The organism is Pseudomonas sp. GW822-FHT07A10 (assembly GCF_058798795.1).
The window spans coordinates 158,749-177,816 of the sequence record NZ_JBXAKV010000007.1 but is presented as its reverse complement, the minus strand read 5'-3'; the positions used below and the strand labels follow the sequence as shown (position 1 = coordinate 177,816).

Annotated in this window: 13 protein-coding genes; 6 read left to right on the top strand and 7 right to left on the bottom strand. The window is 57.7% G+C overall.

The annotated features are described in order from the left end of the window. Window positions 1-4: 4 nt before the first annotated feature. Both AC1RL4_RS14320 and AC1RL4_RS14315 read left to right on the top strand, forming a co-directional pair. Entirely contained in the window at window positions 5-1,744 is a 1,740-nt protein-coding gene (locus AC1RL4_RS14320; protein WP_028939906.1) for a PTS fructose-like transporter subunit IIB, read from the top strand. 175 nt (window positions 1,745-1,919) lie between these two features. Beyond that, complete coding sequence (locus tag AC1RL4_RS14315) at window positions 1,920-3,461, top strand: alkaline phosphatase D family protein (RefSeq protein WP_493119609.1); 1,542 nt, start codon at window positions 1,920-1,922, stop codon at window positions 3,459-3,461. 184 nt (window positions 3,462-3,645) lie between these two features. Here AC1RL4_RS14315 and AC1RL4_RS14310 read toward each other — a convergent pair whose 3' ends face one another. Continuing rightward, window positions 3,646-6,174 (bottom strand): PepSY domain-containing protein, encoded by a 2,529-nt coding sequence (locus AC1RL4_RS14310; protein WP_230173863.1) that lies wholly within the window; start codon window positions 6,172-6,174, stop codon window positions 3,646-3,648. A 149-nt stretch (window positions 6,175-6,323) separates the two neighbouring features. Continuing rightward, window positions 6,324-8,582 carry a TonB-dependent receptor gene (locus tag AC1RL4_RS14305; protein ID WP_489078764.1) on the bottom strand — a complete coding sequence of 753 codons (2,259 nt, stop codon included), beginning with the start codon at window positions 8,580-8,582 and terminating at the stop codon, window positions 6,324-6,326. A gap of 206 nt (window positions 8,583-8,788) precedes the next feature. Here AC1RL4_RS14305 and AC1RL4_RS14300 point away from each other — a divergent pair, with 206 nt between their 5' ends. The 4 genes from AC1RL4_RS14300 to AC1RL4_RS14285 all read left to right on the top strand — a co-directional run bounded on the left by AC1RL4_RS14300 (window position 8,789) and on the right by AC1RL4_RS14285 (window position 13,789). Beyond that, window positions 8,789-9,469 (top strand): Fe2+-dependent dioxygenase, encoded by a 681-nt coding sequence (locus AC1RL4_RS14300; protein WP_096481131.1) that lies wholly within the window; start codon window positions 8,789-8,791, stop codon window positions 9,467-9,469. Continuing rightward, window positions 9,466-10,215 carry a tetratricopeptide repeat protein gene (locus AC1RL4_RS14295; protein ID WP_096481129.1) on the top strand — a complete coding sequence of 250 codons (750 nt, stop codon included), beginning with the start codon at window positions 9,466-9,468 and terminating at the stop codon, window positions 10,213-10,215. Before AC1RL4_RS14300 ends, AC1RL4_RS14295 begins: the two co-directional genes overlap by 4 nt. Before the next feature lie 279 nt (window positions 10,216-10,494). Further along, window positions 10,495-12,774: an alpha-xenorhabdolysin family binary toxin subunit A gene (locus tag AC1RL4_RS14290; RefSeq protein ID WP_493119608.1), complete on the top strand. Its 2,280-nt coding sequence runs from the start codon at window positions 10,495-10,497 to the stop codon at window positions 12,772-12,774. 115 nt (window positions 12,775-12,889) lie between these two features. Then, on the top strand, window positions 12,890-13,789 hold the full coding sequence (locus AC1RL4_RS14285) for a hypothetical protein (RefSeq protein ID WP_019582432.1): 900 nt from the start codon (window positions 12,890-12,892) through the stop codon (window positions 13,787-13,789). A gap of 68 nt (window positions 13,790-13,857) precedes the next feature. Here the strand turns inward: AC1RL4_RS14285 and AC1RL4_RS14280 are convergent, their stop codons facing one another. The 5 genes from AC1RL4_RS14280 to AC1RL4_RS14260 form a co-directional block, all read right to left on the bottom strand. After that, window positions 13,858-15,021, bottom strand: a complete 1,164-nt coding sequence (locus AC1RL4_RS14280) for a type III PLP-dependent enzyme (protein WP_019582431.1) — start codon at window positions 15,019-15,021, stop codon at window positions 13,858-13,860. A 495-nt stretch (window positions 15,022-15,516) separates the two neighbouring features. Continuing rightward, a complete protein-coding gene (locus AC1RL4_RS14275) occupies window positions 15,517-16,674 on the bottom strand; it encodes an osmoprotectant ABC transporter ATP-binding protein OsmV (protein ID WP_019582430.1) in 1,158 nt (385 codons plus the stop codon). After that, on the bottom strand, window positions 16,671-17,324 hold the full coding sequence (locus AC1RL4_RS14270) for an ABC transporter permease (protein ID WP_018929509.1): 654 nt from the start codon (window positions 17,322-17,324) through the stop codon (window positions 16,671-16,673). The genes AC1RL4_RS14275 and AC1RL4_RS14270 overlap by 4 nt, the downstream gene beginning before the upstream one ends. An 18-nt stretch (window positions 17,325-17,342) precedes the next feature. Beyond that, complete coding sequence (locus AC1RL4_RS14265) at window positions 17,343-18,245, bottom strand: glycine betaine ABC transporter substrate-binding protein (RefSeq protein WP_019582429.1); 903 nt, start codon at window positions 18,243-18,245, stop codon at window positions 17,343-17,345. A 20-nt stretch (window positions 18,246-18,265) separates the two neighbouring features. After that, window positions 18,266-18,982, bottom strand: a complete 717-nt coding sequence (locus AC1RL4_RS14260; protein WP_018929511.1) for an ABC transporter permease — start codon at window positions 18,980-18,982, stop codon at window positions 18,266-18,268. Window positions 18,983-19,068: the final 86 nt, after the last annotated feature.

Below are 19,068 nucleotides of genomic sequence, written 5' to 3'. Positions count from 1 at the left end.
TGCAATGAAATTAGCCATTGTTACGGCCTGCCCGAACGGCATGGTCACCAGTGTGCTGTGCGCTCGTCTGCTCGATGCAGCGGCCCAGCGTCAGGGCTGGAGCACCAGTGTCGAAGTCGTGGATGCAGCCCATCCGGAACGTCAATTGTCGGCGGCGATCATCGAGGCTGCCGAGTGGGTGTTGCTGGTCACCAGCGCGCCGGTGGATATGTCGCGCTTTGTCGGTAAACGTGTGTTCCAGAGCACCCCGGCCCAGGCCCTGCAAGATGTCGAAGCGGTGCTGCGCCGTGGGGTAGAGGAAGCCGAGGTTTACGTAGCGCCCGCAGCCACCGCTGAACCTGCCGCGGTTGCTAAACAGGCGCCACGCCTGGTGGCTGTCACCGCGTGCCCGACCGGCGTCGCCCACACCTTCATGGCCGCCGAAGCCTTGCAGCAAGCGGCCAAGCGCCTGGGTTACGACCTGCAAGTGGAAACCCAAGGCTCGGTCGGCGCACGAAATCCACTCAGCGCAGCGGCGATTGCCGATGCTGATGTGGTGCTGCTGGCGGCCGACATCGAAGTCGCCACCGAGCGTTTCGCCGGCAAGAAAATCTACCGCTGCGGCACAGGCATCGCCCTGAAACAGGCCGAAGCGACGCTGAACAAAGCCCTGGCCGAAGGCAAGCAGGAAAGCGCTGCGACCGGCGCCAAAGGCCCGGCCAAGCAAGAGAAGACGGGTATCTACAAACACCTGCTGACCGGTGTCTCGTACATGTTGCCGATGGTGGTGGCGGGCGGTCTGATGATTGCCTTGTCCTTCGTGTTCGGCATCACCGCGTTCAAGGAGCAAGGCACGCTCGCAGCGGCGCTGATGCAGATCGGCGGCGAGAGCGCGTTCAAACTGATGGTGCCGCTGCTGGCGGGTTACATCGCCTACTCGATCGCTGACCGTCCGGGCCTGGCGCCGGGGATGATCGGTGGTTTGCTGGCGAGCACGCTCGGTGCCGGTTTCATCGGCGGTATCATCGCCGGTTTCATCGCTGGCTATGCGGCCCAGGCGATCAACCGTTATGCGCGCTTGCCGCAAAGTCTTGAGGCGCTGAAACCGATCCTGATCATTCCGTTGCTGGCGAGCCTGTTCACCGGTCTGGTGATGATCTACGTGGTTGGCAAACCGGTGGCCGGGATGCTCGCGGGGCTCACCCACTTCCTCGACAGCATGGGCACCACCAACGCGATACTGCTCGGTGTGCTGCTGGGCGGGATGATGTGCGTCGACCTCGGTGGGCCAATCAACAAGGCGGCTTACGCGTTTTCGGTGGGGTTGCTGGCATCGCAGAGTTATGCACCGATGGCCGCGACCATGGCCGCCGGCATGGTGCCGCCGATTGGCCTGGGCATCGCCACGTTGATTGCCCGGCGCAAGTTCGCCCAGACGGAACGCGAGGCCGGTAAAGCGGCGCTGGTGCTGGGGCTGTGCTTTATCTCCGAAGGGGCGATTCCGTTCGCGGCCAAAGATCCGCTGCGGGTGATTCCGGCGAGCATCGCCGGCGGCGCGCTGACCGGCGCGTTGTCGATGTACTTCGGCTGCAAACTCATGGCGCCGCACGGTGGATTGTTCGTGATGCTGATTCCGAATGCGATCAACCATGCGCTGTTGTATCTGCTGGCGATTGTGGCCGGGAGTCTGCTGACGGCGGTGGTGTATTCGGTGCTCAAGCGACCGGAAACAGTGGAACTGGCGCTGGAGCCGGCTAACGCTTAACAGCCAAAGATCGCAGCCTTTGGCAGCTCCGCTCAGAACAGTGTTCGACCGCGATATGGCGGCGTACATCGAGCCTGGAGCTGCTGGAGGCTCGGGCCGCGTTCGGACGATCTTTTCTGTGTCATACCTGATTCATGCGGCCATGCTTTAGTTTTCCTTTTTCAGGGAGAGCACCATGAGCGAATTCGACCTCGGCCGCCGTCGTGTCATACAAGCTGTCGGAGCCGGGCTGTTGCTGCCCGGCCTGGCGCCAGCGGTGATTGCATCGGTCAAGGATCGGCCGCAACTCACCGATGGTGTGCAGTCCGGCGACCTGTTGGGCGACCGGGCGATGATCTGGAGCCGTAGCGATCGTGCGGCGCGGATGGTGGTGGAATGGGACACGCGCAGCCTGTTCAGCAACCCTCGTCGATTCGTCTCGCCATTGGCCGATGCCGGCACCGATTTCACCGCTCGGGTCGAACTCACCGGCCTGCCTGCCGATCAGGCAATTTTCTACCGCGTGACGTTCGAAGACGCCCAGAGCGGTGTCGCCAGCGAACCCTGGTTCGGCCATCTGCGCAGTGTGCCCAGCGCTCGGCGGAATATTCGCTTCGTCTGGAGCGGCGACACGGTTGGCCAAGGCTTCGGCATCAACCCGGACATCGGCGGCATGCGCATCTACGAAGCCATGCGTTTGCGCCTGCCGGACTTTTTTATCCACAGCGGCGACACCATCTACGCCGACGGCCCGGTGCCGGCGCAACTGACCACCGAAAGCGGCCGGGTGTGGCGCAACATCACCAGCGAAGCCAAGAGCAAAGTCGCCGAAACCCTCGACGAGTATCGCGGCAACTACCGCTACAACCTGATGGACGAAAACGTCCGTCGCTTCAACGCCGAAGTGCCGCAGATCTGGCAGTGGGACGACCACGAAGTGGTGAACAACTGGTCGCCGGGCAAGCAACTGGATGATCGCTACAAGAGCAAAGATATCCACAGCCTGGTGGGCCGTGCGCGGCGAGCCTGGCTGGAATATGCGCCGATGCGTTTGCAGAGCGCCGACGGTGGCGGGCGGATTTATCGCAAGCTGAGTTATGGGCCGATGCTCGATGTGTTCGTGCTCGACATGCGCGGCTACCGAGGTGCCAATGACGACAACCTTGGTGCCGCCAAACCGTTCCTCGGTCGAGAGCAATTGGATTGGCTCAAACGTGAATTGAAAGGCTCCCAGGCTCAATGGAAAGTCATCGCCGCCGACATGCCCATCGGCCTCGGCGTCCCGGACGGCGAAGTCAGCCCCGGTGTGGCGCGTTGGGAAGCGGTGGCCAACGGTGATCCGGGCCCGGCTCAAGGCCGTGAGCTGGAGATCGCTGAATTACTGGGTTTTCTGCGGGCGCAGCAGGTGCGCAATTTCGTTTGGCTGACGGCGGATGTGCATTACTGTGCGGCGCACCATTACCATCCTGATCGCGCGGCGTTCCAGGACTTCGAACCGTTCTGGGAATTTGTCGCGGGGCCGCTGAATGCGGGCAGCTTCGGGCCGAATGCGCTGGATAAAACCTTCGGCCCTGAGGTGGTGTTCCAGAAGGCTCCAGCGGCGCAGAACACCTCGCCGTTTGCCGGGTTTCAGTTTTTTGGCGAGGTGAATATCGATGGGCAGTCGGGTGAGTTGAGTGTCGTGCTGCGGGATCTGGATGGGGTGGGGGTGTTCGAGCGTAAGTTGCAGCCGGTTTGAGGGCCTGATCGATACGAAATCCTGTCGATGCGACCTGTGGCGAGGGGGCTTGTCGGAACGCCGCACCGTCCCGTTTGAGTGCGTAGCACTCACAAGATCGTTGATACATCAGAGATTTTGGGGCCGCTTCGCAGCCCAACGGGGGCAAGCCCCCTCGCCACAGGTCCCGCAGGGATCAACGGTGTCAGTAAACGTCGCGGCGGTAGCGGCCTTGTTCGATCAGGCGCTCGACTTCATCCGCGCCGAGGACTTCATTGAGCACTTGGTCCACTCCAGAAGCCATCCCCTGCAAACTGCCGCAGATGTAAATCACGGCGCCATCGGCCAACCATTTCTTCAGCTCGCCGGCAGACTCGCGCAGGCGATCCTGCACATAGATTTTCTCGGCCTGATCTCGGGAAAACGCCAGGTCCAGACGCGCCAGATCACCATTGATCAACCACTCTTCCAACTCAGCACGGCACAGAAAATCGTGCTCGCGATTACGCTCGCCAAACAGCAACCAGTGACGCTGCTGCCCGTCGGCGATCCGTGCCTTGAGCAAGCTGCGCAACCCGGCCAACCCGGTGCCGTTGCCCAGCAAGATCATCGGTACCGCCTCGTTCGGCAGATGGAAACCACTGTTGCGCCGCACCCGCAGGCTGATGTGGCCACCCACAGGGACGTGTTCGGTCAACCAGCCGGAACCGATGCCCAGGCTGCCGTTTGGGTGCAGCTCCTGACGCACGATCAATTCCAGCACGCCGTCGGCGGCGATCGAGGCGATGGAGTATTCACGCAGGGCCAGTGGCACCAACGCATTCACCAGCGCTTGCGCGTGCAGGCCGACCAGATGAGCGCGGTTCTCGGGCAGTTGGCGGCTGGCCAGGGCTTGTTCCAGAGACTGCGCCAGGCCATCGAGTTCAACCGCGGCCCGACCGTCAATTCCCAGGCCATCGAGGAAATGCTCGATCGCCCACGCACCATTGCGCGGCAGCACTTCCACCAGATCACCGGCCAGCCAACTGCTGGTGCTGGGAGCGGTGAGGCCGAGCAAGTACACGGGAGCACCGCTGCTGTCCGGGTTCATCAGCTCACGACGGGTCAGGGTCCAGTTGTCGTAGTTGGGCGCTTGCCAGGTGTCGACCGGTGCCTGACCCGTCAGCAGGCCAAGTTGCTGTTGCCAGTGACGCAGGGCGTAAGGGTCGCCACCGTCGACTTCAACCGGGGCGAACAAGGTCTTGCCGCCGTGCTCGCCCAGCCAGGTGTGCAAGCGACGGGCGAAGCCGCAGAAGTGTTGATACTGGCGGTCACCGAGGCCGAGCACGGCATAGTTCAGGCTTTCGAGGCTCGGTGCACGCCCCAGTACTTTGCGTTCGAAACCGCGGGCGCTGTCCGGCGCTTCGCCGTCGCCGAAGGTGCTGACCACAAACAGTGCGTTGCTGGAATCTCGCAGGTCCTGTTCGCTGACATCGGCCAGCGGTTGAACCTTCACCGGTAATCCGGCGGCCTGCAATTGCCCGGCAGTCTGCCAGGCGAGCTGCTCGGCAAACCCGCTCTGGCTGGCGAAGCCGATCAGCCATGCTGGTGCGTCGCTACCCGGTTGCTCAAGGCCTTTACGGGCATCCTTGATCTGACGTTTCTTGCGTCGACGGTCCAGGTACAGCAACCAGCCCGTGACGAAAAACAGCGGCATGCTCAGCGCGGCGATGGTCAGGATGATCCGCCCGAGCAACCCGAAATAACTGCCGACGTGCAGTGCATAAATACTGGTCAGCAACTGCGCCTTGAGGCTCTTGTCGCTGTAACGGTCATGACGGCTGACGGCGCCGGTCACCGGATCGAGGGTGATCTGGTTCCGTGCCTGGTCGTGGGGTGAATCCTTCAGCAGGTAGAACACGGTTGCCGGTTGCCCGGCCACGGGCGGCATTCGAACGTTATAGGACGAAAGACCAGGACCGGCGGCGCTGTAGATGCTGCTCCACATCGCGGCGTAATCGGCGGTGGGGGCCGGGCCGCTTGGCGCAGGGCCGCGACCACTGCGAACCCGCTCGTTTTGCGGCGAGTCAGACAGCAGCCTGGTCAGCCCTTTGTTGTACCACTCGTACGACCAGGACAAACCGGTCAGTGCCGCCAAAAGGTAGAACACCAGGCACCAGGTGCCGGCCACCGAGTGCAGGTCCCAGTTGAAGCTGCGACCTTTTTTCTTCCAGTCCAGCGTCAGCCAGGCGCGCCAGCTTTTCCACTGGCGCGGCCAGCGCAGGTACAGGCCGGACAGGCAGAAGAACACCAGAATCAGCGTGCAGGCGCCGGTGATCTGCCGGCCGGTATCACCCATGGCGAGGAAGCGGTGCAGTTGCAGCATCAGACCGAAGAAGTCCTGGCCGGTGACGTCGCCCATGAACTCGGCGGTGTACGGGTCGAAATAACGCATCTGCCCGCGACGTTCTCCGGGCGGCGCCGTGAAGATCACCCGCGCAGCATTGCCGCTGTCGGTCTCGACCCAGAGCATCGAGACGATCTTGCCCGAAGCGCTTTCGATTTTCTCCACCAGTTCGGCCGGTGGCAGCACGCCGGCGATCTGCTTCTCGACGTGCAGCACGGAGGGGTTCAGCGTTCGCAGGATTTCATCCTGAAACGAGACTGCCGCCCCGGTAATGCCCATCAGGGCCAGGACCAGTCCGGCGCTGATGCCGAAAAACCAGTGCAACTGGAACAGGGATTTCTTCAACACGTCGCTCGCCTTGTTCGTTCAAAAGTCATCATCACGGCGCGCATTATGCCGTGAGTTGTCGAGAAGCATTCTTTTTTACACGCAAAAGCCCCGTTCACTTTGATGAACGGGGCTTTTACCTGAGCGCTTTGGTCTTCACGCTTCTGTTATCAGAAGTGGAAGTTGGCGCTCAGCAGGGCAGTGCGGCCCGGCGCCACGTGGGCGTAGTGCGTCTGGAATACCTGGTCGAAGTAACGCTTGTCGGCCAGGTTTTGTACGTTGAGTTGCAGGTCGACGTTCTTGGTCAGGCGGTAGCTGGCCATCGCGTCGTAACGCCAATAGGACGGAATCTCCACCGAGTTGGCGACGTTGCCGAACTGGGAATCGACGAAGGTCGCACCGGCACCGACGGTCAACTTGTCCGGCACCAGGTCGTAGGTCGACCAGAACGTGAAGTTGTTCCGTGGGGTGCTTGGCATGCGGTTGCCTTCATCGGCGGCGAGGGTGGTTTTGACCACTTCGCTGTCCATGTAGGTGTAGCCGCCGAAGACTCGCCAGTTACGGGTCAGCTTGCCGGTGTAGGTCAGTTCCAGGCCATTGACCTGCTGTTCGCCGTCCAGCACTTGGGTGGTGCCGCCGTCCGGATCGTTGATACGCGCGTTGGTTTTCTCGGTGCGGAACAGTGCAGCGGTCAGCGACAGGTCGTCACCGAAGAAGTCCCACTTGGTGCCGATCTCGTAGTTGCGGTTCTTTTCCGGGTCCAGACTGCTGTTGTTCGCCGCCAGTTCCAGGCCACCGTTGCCGCTGGTTTCGCCGGCCGGGTTGCTGGACGTCGAGTAGGCGGCATAGATGCTGCCGTTTGGCAGCGGGTTGTAGACCACGCCGATCTGGTAGTTCACCAGGTCGCTGGTGTTCTGACGGGAGAAACTGCCCGCTGGAGCCGTGCTGCTGGCGTTGGCGAAGCCGCTGGATTCGACCTGGTAGTTGTCATAACGCAGGCCCAGGTTCAGGGACCATTGCTCGTTGAACTTCAGGGTGTCGAACACATAGGCCGCGGCGGTCTTGGTGTCGGTGTCGGTGAAGGCTTTGCTGTCGGTGATCGTGCCGTTCCAGTTATCCCCAGGCGTCGGGTTATACAGGCTGGTGCAGTCGCCGGAGTTGAACAGGGCACGGTTGCACCGGGTGCCGCTGGCGCTGGAGGTCAGGAGGTACGGGCGGTTGTGGGTGTCCTGATAGGAAAACTCCAGACCGGTTACCAGGCTGTGCTCGATGGCGCCGGTGTTGAATTTGGCACTCAGGTCGGTCTGGTTGATCCAGCCGCTGGACGTCGAGTTACGGCTCTTCGCGCCACGGTAGACACTGCCGTTGGCCACGTTGCCCTTGCTGTCGTCAGGGTTGGTGACGATGTAGTCCAGGGTCGAACGGGACATGCGAAAGCTGTTCGACACGGTCAGGCTATCGTTCAGATCGTGTTCGAGCTTGATCGTGCCGCTGTCGTTGCTGGTCTGGCGATAGTCGCGACCGGTGAGACCGTAGAAGTTGTCCCGGTTGACGTTGGCCGGCTTGTCGACGTTGTACTTGCTGCGGTTGGGGCTCAAGGTCAGCGGGATACCGTAGTCGGGCATGTCGTCGGTTTCGACGTGGTAGTAGCCGACGGTCAAGCGGGTGTCGGTGCCCAGGCCGAAGGCGAAGGACGGTGCCACGCCCCAGCGACTGACGTCCACGGCATCACGCCCGGCGACGTTGGCTTCGTGCTTCATCAGGTTCAGCCGGAACGCCGAGGTGTCGGTCATTTGCTGGTTCAGGTCGAGGGTGGTGCGCTTGGTCTGGTCCGAGCCCCAAGTGAAGCCGCCGTTGTAGGCATTGCCCAGCTTGGCGGTCTTGCTCACCAGGTTCAGGCTGCCACCGGTGGAACCGGCGCCGGTGAAGGCTGACCCCGGGCCTTTACTGACCTCGATCGACTCAACGTTGAAGATCTCGCGGCTCTGGGACGCCACGTCGCGCATGCCGTCGATGAACACATCGCTTTCGGCGTTGAAGCCGCGAATGATCGGACGATCGCCCGCCGGATTGCCGCCCTCACCAGCACCGAAGGTGATGCCCGGGGTGGTGCGCAGGGCGTCGACCAGGCTGGTGGCACCGGTGTCGCGAATCACTTGTTGCGGGATCACGGTGATGCTTTTCGGCGTCTCGCGCAGTGGCGCGGTGTACTTCTTGGAGGCCGAGGTATCAGTCTTGTAGGAGGTGTCATCCTGCTCGCCTACAACGCTGGTGGCGTCCAGGGATATCGCATTGCCGGGTGCTTTTTCGTCGGTCTTCTCGGCCGCGAAAACCATGTGGCCCGCAGAACCGGCGGTGATCGCCACGCCAATTGCAGACGCGAGCAAACGCGGTGAACTGACCGTTGATTGTGGTTGTTGGCGTGACATGTGAATTCCCCTCCCCAAGGATTTGAGGTCGCGGAATGTAGAGTAAATACGTATCTGTATCAATTGCGAAACGTTGCCATTTGAGATGAATTTACATTCTTTACAATTTGCCTTTACGGTTTTTGCGGTTTCATTCGTCTCTTGGGTTTTACATGTGTAATAAGAATCAATACTATTAACGCCCCTTTGCTTTCAGGTGTCTTTCCATGTTGTTGCACATTCCCGGCGTGTTCACGAAAGAAGAAGTGCAGCGCATTCGGGAGGCCCTGGCGCGGGCGGATTGGGCCGATGGCAAAATTACCGCCGGTTATCAGTCGGCGAAGGCCAAGCACAATCTGCAACTGCCTGAAGGACATCCGTTGACCAAGGAAATCGGTGCGGCGATGCTCGAACGGTTGTGGAAAAATCCGCAGTTCATGTCAGCGGCATTACCGCACAAGGTCTTCCCTCCGTTACTGAACTGTTACACGGCCGGTGGCAGTTTCGACTTCCACATCGACAACGCCGTGCGTCAGCCCAAGGGCAGCATCGAGCGGGTGCGCACCGACCTGTCGGCGACGCTGTTCTTCAGTGAGCCGGAGGATTACGACGGTGGCGAACTGGAAATCCAGGACACCTTCGGCACTCAGTGCGTGAAATTGCCGGCCGGCGATATGGTCCTGTATCCCGGCACCAGCCTGCACAAGGTCAACGCCGTCACGCGTGGAACCCGCTACGCATCGTTTTTCTGGACGCAAAGCCTGGTGCGTGAAGACAGCCAGCGCGCTTTGCTGTTCGAGATGGACGGGGCAATTCAGCAGCTGACCCAGGACTTGCCCGACCATCCTTCATTGATCCGCCTGACCGGTACTTACCACAACCTGTTGCGTCGCTGGGTCGAGGTATGAGTTATCAATTGCGCCGCGAGGAAGTCCTCGACGGTGATCGCCTCAAGGCCATGCTGGAGGAAAGCCCGGCGCGCGCAGCCCAGGCGATTCTGATCGCCGCCCGTGAAGGTGTGCTGGATGCCCAGGCCTTGCTGGGACAGATTTTGCTGGACGGGCGGGGTATCGAGCGGGATCAGCCGCTGGCGCGGCGCTGGTTCGAGATTGCGGCTCAGCGCGGGCACTTGATGGCGCGCAATATGCTCGGTCGTTGTCATGAGCATGGTTGGGGCTGTGTTGCCGATGCCTCGATAGCCGCGCGACATTATTGGATCGCAGCCGAAGCCGGGCTGGATTGGGCGATGTACAACTACGCCAACCTGCTGGCGACGGGGCGTGGGGTGATGGAAGATCAGTTGCAAGCGCTGAGGCTGTATCGGCAGGCGGCCGAACTGGGGCACGCGAAGTCTATGAATTTACTCGGCCGTTATTTGGAAGAAGGGCAGTTTTGTGAGGCCAGCCTTGTCGATGCTTTCGATTGGTATCGTCGTTCCGCAGAAGGTGGCGACTTCCGTGGACAATTCAGCTATGGCACTTGTTTGGTCGAAAGGGGGCAAATCGACCAAGCCTTGGTCTGGTTATATAAGGCGATATTGGCGGGTAATCCGAGTTTTCTACGAGGCGCAGCACAAACGTTGCGACAGTTCGGATTAACTGAACTGGCTGCAGCTTATCTGGACAAGTCCGAGAGTTCGAGCGACGGCTGTTGATCCAGAGTCTTTAAATCAAGGCAGTGTTTTCCGAGTTTGGTTCAACCCTCACGGCGCTTCGGCGTGTGAGGCTTTTGTCGTTTTTCTAATAAGCTGTTATTGGATTGTGCTGGATTTGTAAACTCTGATTGGTATTGTTTTTAATTGGTTTGCTGATGTGAATATTTTGACAGTCGTTCGGTAGTTGAATTAGTCTTTTTTCAGGCCATTGGAAGGCCTGATGTCAGGTGCATGTCACGTGTAAGTGAGTGCGTAGCTAGTAATCAAAGGAATGAATTCATGAGTTATGAGAAGTTACGAGATGAAGCGTTAAAAAATGCCGACTATGAAAAAGTTTCCGAGTTGGCTGTAGCGTTACCGAAAGCGTTCGCACTTGCCTCGATAGGGGGAGTGGATAATATGACTCGCAGTACCGGTTTGATATTAACCAAAGAGCAAATTATCAGCCTTAAAGAATACGTAGCCATCGGGTTGGCGTTTCCGGAAACCCTGGATGCTGTTATCGATTATCTGAATTATGGGCCTAACGATGATGGGGGGCGTGGGCTGAAGGCACAGGATTTTCTGTTGACGTTCCAGAATATACGCAGGCATGCCAGTTCATGGACACCACTGCGGCATCGAATCATGCTAACAGGCGAAGACCTGAAAAAGTTTGGCTCCAATATGCAGAGCTGGCGCAGCGGCATGGAGGCCGAGTGCAATAATGAGGCCGCCGTAAAATTGATTAAGGAGAACAATGTTAAAACGCTGGAGGATTTTAATAAGTTGAAACTTGGTTGGGAGGGTGTCTTTCCTGGTATTGAATTGGACCCGGGTACTGTCTCGGAGCTGGGTGAGTACCTGAAAGACATTCGTGACAGGATTGACGCTTATAAGAAGACAGCCAATGATATTAAGGCTGATTTGGATACCTTTGGCGATCAGCTTGAAAGTGTAGTGATTCCTGAAGTCAAGCGGAAACTGGTGTTGATCGGAAACAATAAGTACACCGGTGAGGTTGAAGCGCTTAATAAAAAAATTACCGAACGAGCACTGCGCATCGACGAGTTGGACTCCCAATATAAGGCGTTGGTGGTCAAATCCCTGGAGGCTGCGGCCGGCTTGAACATTTTTGGTCTGGGTATGGCCATCTATCACGGTGTGGAAGCTGAGAACATAAGGGCTACAAGACGTGCGGAAAATGAAGCACAAGATGCTGACCTTTTCAGTCTCAATAGCAAGGACAGAACGCTGGCTTCGTTGAAAGAGGTCGAGAAGGATTTACAGAATACCAAGCTGGTTGCTATTGATGCCGAAGTAGCAACAAATAATCTGAGGTATGTGTGGAACGTCATCGATTCGTACGTCAATGATTCCGAAGAAACCATGTCTGGAATAAAAGATGCCTTACGACTTGCGAGATTTATGACGAAGTTTGGACAGGTAGCCGATTCCTGGAAAGAAGTGGAGAGTGTGGCGGGCCAGCTGATTGATGTATTCGATCAAGCGGACAAGGAGTATCAGGCGAAATATGGAGTGAAAGTTATGGCTCGAAGGGTTGAGAGTTTTGCAGGTGTGTTTGAGCGTTATCCGCTCATCGATCTTAAGTTGTTGTCGCAGACCAAGAGCCAAATGCGTGACGATCGTGCGATTGCTGATGCCTTGTTTATTGTTTGGCAGTACCTTCCTAATGTGCATAAAAGTTTCGCGAGTTTGGTCGATAACGTGTTTATCAGTGCGCGTGCGTTACAATCATCGGCGTTCAATAGTAAGAATGAACTTGAGAAAGCCCGTAAGACGCTGAGCGAGCTAAAATCCGAGTTAGAAGGCGAAGTCAGTGATGGGGGGGATCAAGAGACGATTAATTCCATCATGGAAGAGATTGACGGAACGATGAAAGAGGCGTCTGAGTCAGTCAAGAAAAACGCCAATAAGAGCAAAGACAGTCTCCGTAATATCTCGATTGTTTTTGATAGGCGCGTGATGCTCGATTTTGTTTCTGGTCTAAATAAGGACATTCAAACTGCCGAGCAGCGCCAGACAGATCTGCAGGTGGAACTGGCCAAGCGACGTGCTGACCTGAAAGTCGTCTCTGACGCTATTAGCGCAATCGAAAAAAACGGACTGGATGATCTGAGTAAAAATATCAATCTGACGATCGATAAACTGAAAGCTCTGGGCATGGCGCCTTCGGAAATTCAATTGGTCATGTTTGCCGTCGAGCAGTTACAAAAGTCTATCGGTGATATTGCTAAAGGCATCAGCTTTTCTTTTATGCTGGCGGAGAGCAAGAAGCTAAGCGCGAAAATTGCGGAGGTACTCGGCAAGATTGCTATTGAAGTTACGCTTATTGAAGCGTCGAAAAAGAATGTTGAATTCATCGAAACTGTCAATTTAATTGATGATCAGAACAAGCTGTACTGTGCTGAATATGAGAAGGCGGTGGTGGCGTTTGATAAGTTCAATGCGGCGGTCGATAACAACTCTATTCCTGCTGATGAGCGCGTGTTGCAGTTTTTAGACGAGGTTAAAGCCTTCACGCTATTTCTTGCTCCGCTTTGCGAACCTAATCCTTGAATCAACCGGCCACAATGATAACGCCAAGCTATCGTTGATTGAAGTTCGGCTGTGTGATGTTGGCAAGCCGCGGCTTGCTGGCATCTTTATTTAATGTATTAAGGATTTTTTTTCGGTGCGCGATTATCTGTTGGAAGAGAGGAACTTTACCGCTCTCAAAGAGTACATAGATTTTTTAGACAATCTCCCGCCAGTGCTAAGGGAAATTCAAGGCTTTACCGAATCTTACAGTCGGCAGCATGCGATATTGACACCGCCCAATTCCAGGATGCTGATACAAACAGCCAAGGGGAATACGAATGCCTGGCAGGGCATTAGAATCGCGATACCGACGATGGGTGAGGTGAGTGGGAAGGCGGTACTCGATACTCGGACGTTTATTGAGGAGTTTCACAGCTTGAGCAAAACCTTCGTGGATCGTCGACTCAAGATCAATTCACTCGATATCAAAGGGTTCAGTCTGACCCGTTCCTCGGGGTGGGGGAATGCACCTCCCAAGGACGTGATTGACCTGATGCGTGAACTCTGGAATCGGCTGAATCAATGTGAAAGCGCAATCATGAGGTTTAGGAGTGCGGTCACAGCAATTGGTGAAACATTGCACAGCATTTTTGTTCGGTTTATCGAGTCCTTGACGTTGGCCTTGTGCAGTTGTGACGCTCCGATACCGAAAATCGAGGCGTATTACACGATTCGAAAGTTAGGGCTGCCAGGCATGCAATACGATCCTGAACTTGGACATTCTGAACAGGCGCGGCTAGAGCAAGCGCGCGACCACGTTACTCGATTGAAGAACATGCGTATCAGAGCTAACAGTGCCGTGGATAATCTCACTGACTTTTGCTATCGACTTCAATATTTTCTCGCCGACGCGCGATCCGAGTTACAGGCTAACCACCCTGCGCGGTCCCTTTCTCGTTCAGGGACGGGGCTGACAATGACTGACAGGTCGCTTGTGGAGGTCAAGGAGATGTCTGGACAGCTAATGAAGATGTCGCGCAAGCTCAACCAATAAAAAAAAGCCCATGACTCGTCATGGGCTTTTTAGTTGTCACGCTGGCAGGTTAAATCCTGCAAAGGCCTTTAAACGTAAAACGACTTCAGCGGCGGGAAGCCATTGAACTCAACGGCGCTGTAGCTGGTGGTGTACGCGCCGGTCGACAGCCAGTACAAACGATCACCGATCGCCAGGTTCAGCGGCAAACCGTACTTGTAGTTTTCGTACATGATGTCGGCGCTGTCGCAGGTCGGGCCGGCGATGACCACTTCTTCCATCTCGCCTTTCTTCTCGGTCCAGATCGGGAACTTGATGGCTTCGTCCATGGTTTCGATCAGGCCGGAGAACTTGCCCACATCCGTGTACACCCAACGCTCTACAGCGGTACGGGATTTACGCGCCACCAGTACCACTTCGCTGACCAGAATGCCGGCGTTGGCAATCAGCGAACGGCCCGGCTCCAGGATGATTTCCGGCAGGTCGTCGCCGAAGTCTTCCTTCAGGAAACGGATGATTTCTTCAGCGTAGGTTTCCAGGCTGTTGGTACGGGTGATGTAGTTGGCCGGGAAGCCGCCACCCATGTTGATCAGCTTCAGGTGGATGCCGTCTTCTTCTTTCAGGCGTTCGAAGATCACTTTGACCTTGGCGATTGCCGCGTCCCAGACGCTGATGTCGCGCTGTTGCGAACCGACGTGGAACGAGATGCCGTATGGCACCAGGCCCAGGTCACGAGCGAGGATCAGCAGGTCCATGGCCATGTCGGTCTGGCAGCCGAACTTGCGCGACAAAGGCCAGTCGGCAGTGGTCGAGCCTTCAGTCAGGATACGCACGTAGACTTTCGAGCCCGGAGCGGCCTTGGCGATGTTGCGCAGGTCGGCTTCGGAGTCGGTGGCGTACAGGCGAACGCCTTTTTCGTAGAAGTAACGAATGTCTTTGGACTTCTTGATGGTGTTGCCGTAGCTGATCTGGTCGGCGCTGACGCCACGGCTCAGCACTTTGTCCAGCTCATAGATCGAGGCGATGTCGAAGCTCGAGCCTTTCTCTTTGAGCAGGTCGATGATTTCCACGGCCGGGTTGGCCTTGACCGCGTAGTAGACCTTGGCAAATTCGAAACCGGCACGCAGGTCGTCATAAGCCTGGGCGATCATCGCGGTGTCGATCACCACGAACGGGGTTTCTTGTTTGTCGGCGAAGGCCTTCATTTTCTGGAAGGTTTCGCGCGCGAAATAGTCTTCGACGTTGATCGACATGCTGGGAACTCCTACTGGCAAACTGAAATTATCAATGGGTGCAAATGAACGCCCTCCGTATCCCCACTTTGGTTCGCCTACTTCCCAAGGCATGTCGCCGAAAGCAAAAAGGCCATGGGAGGCGGTGCTTCCCTTGGCCTTGCTGTCTCGTCGTCAGTACTTGAGCCGGATGGATCGTTTCCAGCATGGACGTTCGGCGCGAACTTTAGGGCGTGAGGGGCTTGAGATCAACAAAAAATGTCGCGTTTTTGCACGCTTCCGTCGTGCGGTCCCTGACAGCTACTGATGTAACCGACCTGCGTGACAGTGTGATGTTCCCCGAATGAGGAGTTTTGGAGGGATTTGCATTGCCTTTGTGGCGAGGGGGCTTGCCCCCGTTCGGCTGCGTAGCAGTCGTAGAACCAAAGTACTCGGTATATCAGAACAATTATGTTCTCTGGTTTCAGGGCCGCTTCGCGGCCCAACGGGGGCAAGCCCCCTCGCCACAGGGTCAGATCAGGCGACAGCAGTCTCGGCCGGTGAAACAATGCTGGTCTTGCCCCCACGGGACTTGCCGGAGCTCAAATATTCCGCAATCGATTCCTGAGTCACTTCCCCCAGAAACACCCGCTCCGCATCCATTACCGGCAGCCACGAGCGGTTGAACTCGTACATGCGTGACAGCAGGATGCGCAAATGCTCGTCGTACGCCGCGGTGGCGTTGAACTCGCGCAGGTATTGCGCGCAGGTGCCTGTCTGGCGATGCAGGTCGCGACGGCGCACGTAGCCCAAGGCCTTGTTCTCGGCACAGGTCACCACTACGTAGCGCCGGTCCAGTTCGTCCATCAATTCCAAGGCTTCGGCCACCGGGGTTTCCGGGCTCACCGACGGCGCGTTGTCCGCCGCATCTTCAGCCTTCACCAGCAGCAAGCGTTTGAGCGTGCTGTCCTGGCCGACGAAGTTGCTGACAAAATCGTCCGCCGGATGCGCGAGCAAGGTGTCCGGGTGGTCGATCTGCAACAGCTTGCCGGCGCGGAAAATCGCGATTTTGTCACCGAGCTTGATGGCTTCGTCGATGTCATGGCTGACCATGATCACGGTCTTGTTCAGCGCCCGTTGCATTTCGAAGAACTCGTTCTGGATCATTTCGCGGTTGATCGGGTCGACCGCGCCGAACGGTTCGTCCATCAACAACAGCGGCGCATCCGCCGCCAACGCACGAATCACACCGATCCGCTGTTGTTGGCCGCCGGACAATTCACGGGGGTAGCGAGTCAGGTATTGCTTGGGTTCAAGCTTGATCATGCTCATCAACTCGCGGGCGCGGTCGTGGCATTTCTGTTTGTCCCAGCCGAGCAGGCGCGGAACGATGGTGATGTTTTCCTCGATGGTCATGTTCGGGAACAGACCGATCTGCTGGATCACATAACCGATGTTGCGGCGCAGGGTCACTTCGTCGAGGTCGGTGGTGTCTTCGCCGTTGATCAGGATCTTGCCCGAAGTCGGTTTGATCAACCGGTTGATCATTTTCAGCGTGGTGCTCTTGCCGCAGCCCGATGGCCCGAGGAACACGCAGATCTCGCCTTCATTGACGGTCAGACTCACCGAGTCCACGGCTTTCACATCTTTGCCGTTGCTTTGGAAGGTCTTGCTGAGGTTTTGAAGCTCGATCATTTCAAGAGTCCTTTTGGGGTCAGCGTGCGTTGCAGCCATTGCAGAAGCAGGTCGGCGAAGATGGCCAGGAGACTGACCAGCACCGCGCCGACGATCAGCATCGACATGTCGCTGCGGCTGATGGAAGCGAGGATGAGTACACCGAGGCCACCGGCGCCGATGGTGGCGGCGATGGTCATCACGCCGATGTTCATTACTACGGCGGTGCGGACACCGGCGAGGATCACCGGCACGGCAATCGGCAGTTCGACCATGCGCAGGCGCTGACCGAAGGTCATGCCGATACCCCGGGCGGCTTCGCGAATGCCGGGTTCCACGCCGGTCAGCGCCAGGTAGGTGTTACGCATGATCGGCAGCAGCGAATAGAGAAACACGGCGGTGATTGCCGGCATCGGGCCCAGGCCCTGGCCGAACCTGGAATAGAACGGCAACAGCAGGCCGAATAGCGCAATCGACGGCACGGTCAGCAAAACCGTGGCGCTGGCTTGCAACGGGCCGGCCAATGTCGGGAAGCGGGTCATCAAGATGCCCAGCGGCACGCCGACCAGAATCGCCAGCGTTACCGCGATGCCAACCAGGGTGATGTGCTGCCAAGTCAGGTGCAGCACTAGCGGCCAATCGAGATGGGAAAAGGCGTTGAGAAATTCCATGTCTTTTTCTCCTCTGCCTTATTGAACAGACAGCAGTGGATGCTGGCGCAGGAAATCGGCGGCAACGGATGAAGGGCTTTCGTGATCGACATCGACCCGTGCGTTGAGCTGGCGCATGGTGGTGTCGTCGAACAGTTCGGCCAGTGGCTTGAGCTCTTCGGCGAGTTTCGGGTGGGCATCGAGGTAGGCCTGGCGCACCACCGGCGCGGCGGTGTAATCGGGGAAGTAATGCTTGTCGTCGTCGAGCAACTTGAGTTTGAAGGCGTTCAAGCGACCGTCGGTGGTGTAGACCAGGCCGGCGAACACCTGGCCGTTGCGCAGGGCGGTGTAGACCAGCCCGGCATCCATCTGGCGAATGTTATTGCGGGTCAGGTTCATGCCATAGAGATCAACCATGCCGCCCAGACCGTCGGAACGGTTGGCGAATTCGGTGTCCAAAGCGACGAGGTGATTAGTCTTCGCCTCGGCTTGCAACACCTCGTTCAACTGGCTGATGGTGTTGATCTGCGGGTAAGCCTTCGCGGTTTTTTCCGGCAGGGCCAGGGCGTAGGTGTTGCTGAATTTCGACGGAGTCAGCCAGATCAGGCCTTTTTTCTCGTCGAGTTCTTTCACCCGGGCGTAGGACTGCGCGCTGTCGAGTTTTTCAGTGACATGGTTGTAAGCCACCAGCGAGACGCCGGTGTATTCCCAGAGCATGTCCAGTTGGCCGCTTTCGTGAGCACTGCGGGCCAGATTGCTGCCCAGGCCGCCGGTTACCTGGGTGTCGTAACCCTTGGTGCGCAGGTATTGGGAGGTGATTTCCGCCAGCAGGGTTTGTTCGGTGAACACCCGGGCGCCAATGCGGATCACGGGTTTTTCAGCGGCTTGGGCGATTCCTGCGAACAGCAGAACGCAGCCTAGTAAAAAGCTTGATGTCTTCATGAGAATTCCTTTGCCGAGGCTTAAGACGGGCGCAGGCCGCGTTCGAGCCAGAGGCGGCTGGCGAGTGTCACCAGACCGTCGAGCAGCAAGGCCAGCAGGGCGGTGCAGGCCGCGCCGAGCAGCAGTTGCGGCTGATTGTTCAGGGCGATGCCGGGGAAAATCAGGCTGCCCAGACTGTTGGCGCCTATCAGGAACGCCAGCGGTGCGGTCCCGACGTTGATCGCCAGCGCCACACGCACGCCACCGATGATGATCGGCACGGCGTTCGGCAGTTCGACCCGGCATAGCACCTGAGTCGGGGTCATGCCGATGCCGACGGCGGCTTCCTTGAGCGAACCCTGAACGTTTTTCAGCCCTTCATAGGTGTTGCGCACGATCGGCAACAGCGAAGCCAGGAACAGAGCGAAGATTGCCGGACCGCTGCCGATGCCGAGGATGCCCAGGGCGATGGCCAGTACGGCGAGCGGCGGCACGGTATTGCCGATGTTGAAGATCTGCATGAAGCGTTCGGCGCGTCCAACCATGGTCGGGCGACTGAGGAAGATACCGGCGGGTATGCCCACAACAAGGGCGGCCAGCATGGAAGCGAGGACAAGAATCAGATGAGCTTGCAGGTAAAACAACAAATCGTCGCGGTACTGTTCGATCGTGTTGATGCCAATCCAGTGGACCAGCAGGGCCAGAAGAGCGACGACAACCGCACCTCCTGTCAGCCCTTTGCCATAGCGAATAGCCACAGGCAGACTCCTTTTTTCAGTCGGCGAACGCAGTCCCGTGTGGCATGCCATTCCTGGCTGCCGGGAAAATAACGTTCGCGAGAAGC

Coding starts and splice junctions, on each gene's coding strand:
- AC1RL4_RS14320 (WP_028939906.1), top strand. CDS start 5: ATGAAATTAGCCATTGTTACGGCCTGCCCGAACGGCATGGTCACCAGT.
- AC1RL4_RS14295 (WP_096481129.1), top strand. CDS start 9,466: ATGAGTTATCAATTGCGCCGCGAGGAAGTCCTCGACGGTGATCGCCTC.
- AC1RL4_RS14300 (WP_096481131.1), top strand. CDS start 8,789: ATGTTGTTGCACATTCCCGGCGTGTTCACGAAAGAAGAAGTGCAGCGC.
- AC1RL4_RS14315 (WP_493119609.1), top strand. CDS start 1,920: ATGAGCGAATTCGACCTCGGCCGCCGTCGTGTCATACAAGCTGTCGGA.
- AC1RL4_RS14290 (WP_493119608.1), top strand. CDS start 10,495: ATGAGTTATGAGAAGTTACGAGATGAAGCGTTAAAAAATGCCGACTAT.
- AC1RL4_RS14270 (WP_018929509.1), bottom strand. CDS start 17,324: ATGGAATTTCTCAACGCCTTTTCCCATCTCGATTGGCCGCTAGTGCTG.
- AC1RL4_RS14275 (WP_019582430.1), bottom strand. CDS start 16,674: ATGATCGAGCTTCAAAACCTCAGCAAGACCTTCCAAAGCAACGGCAAA.
- AC1RL4_RS14280 (WP_019582431.1), bottom strand. CDS start 15,021: ATGTCGATCAACGTCGAAGACTATTTCGCGCGCGAAACCTTCCAGAAA.
- AC1RL4_RS14305 (WP_489078764.1), bottom strand. CDS start 8,582: ATGTCACGCCAACAACCACAATCAACGGTCAGTTCACCGCGTTTGCTC.
- AC1RL4_RS14265 (WP_019582429.1), bottom strand. CDS start 18,245: ATGAAGACATCAAGCTTTTTACTAGGCTGCGTTCTGCTGTTCGCAGGA.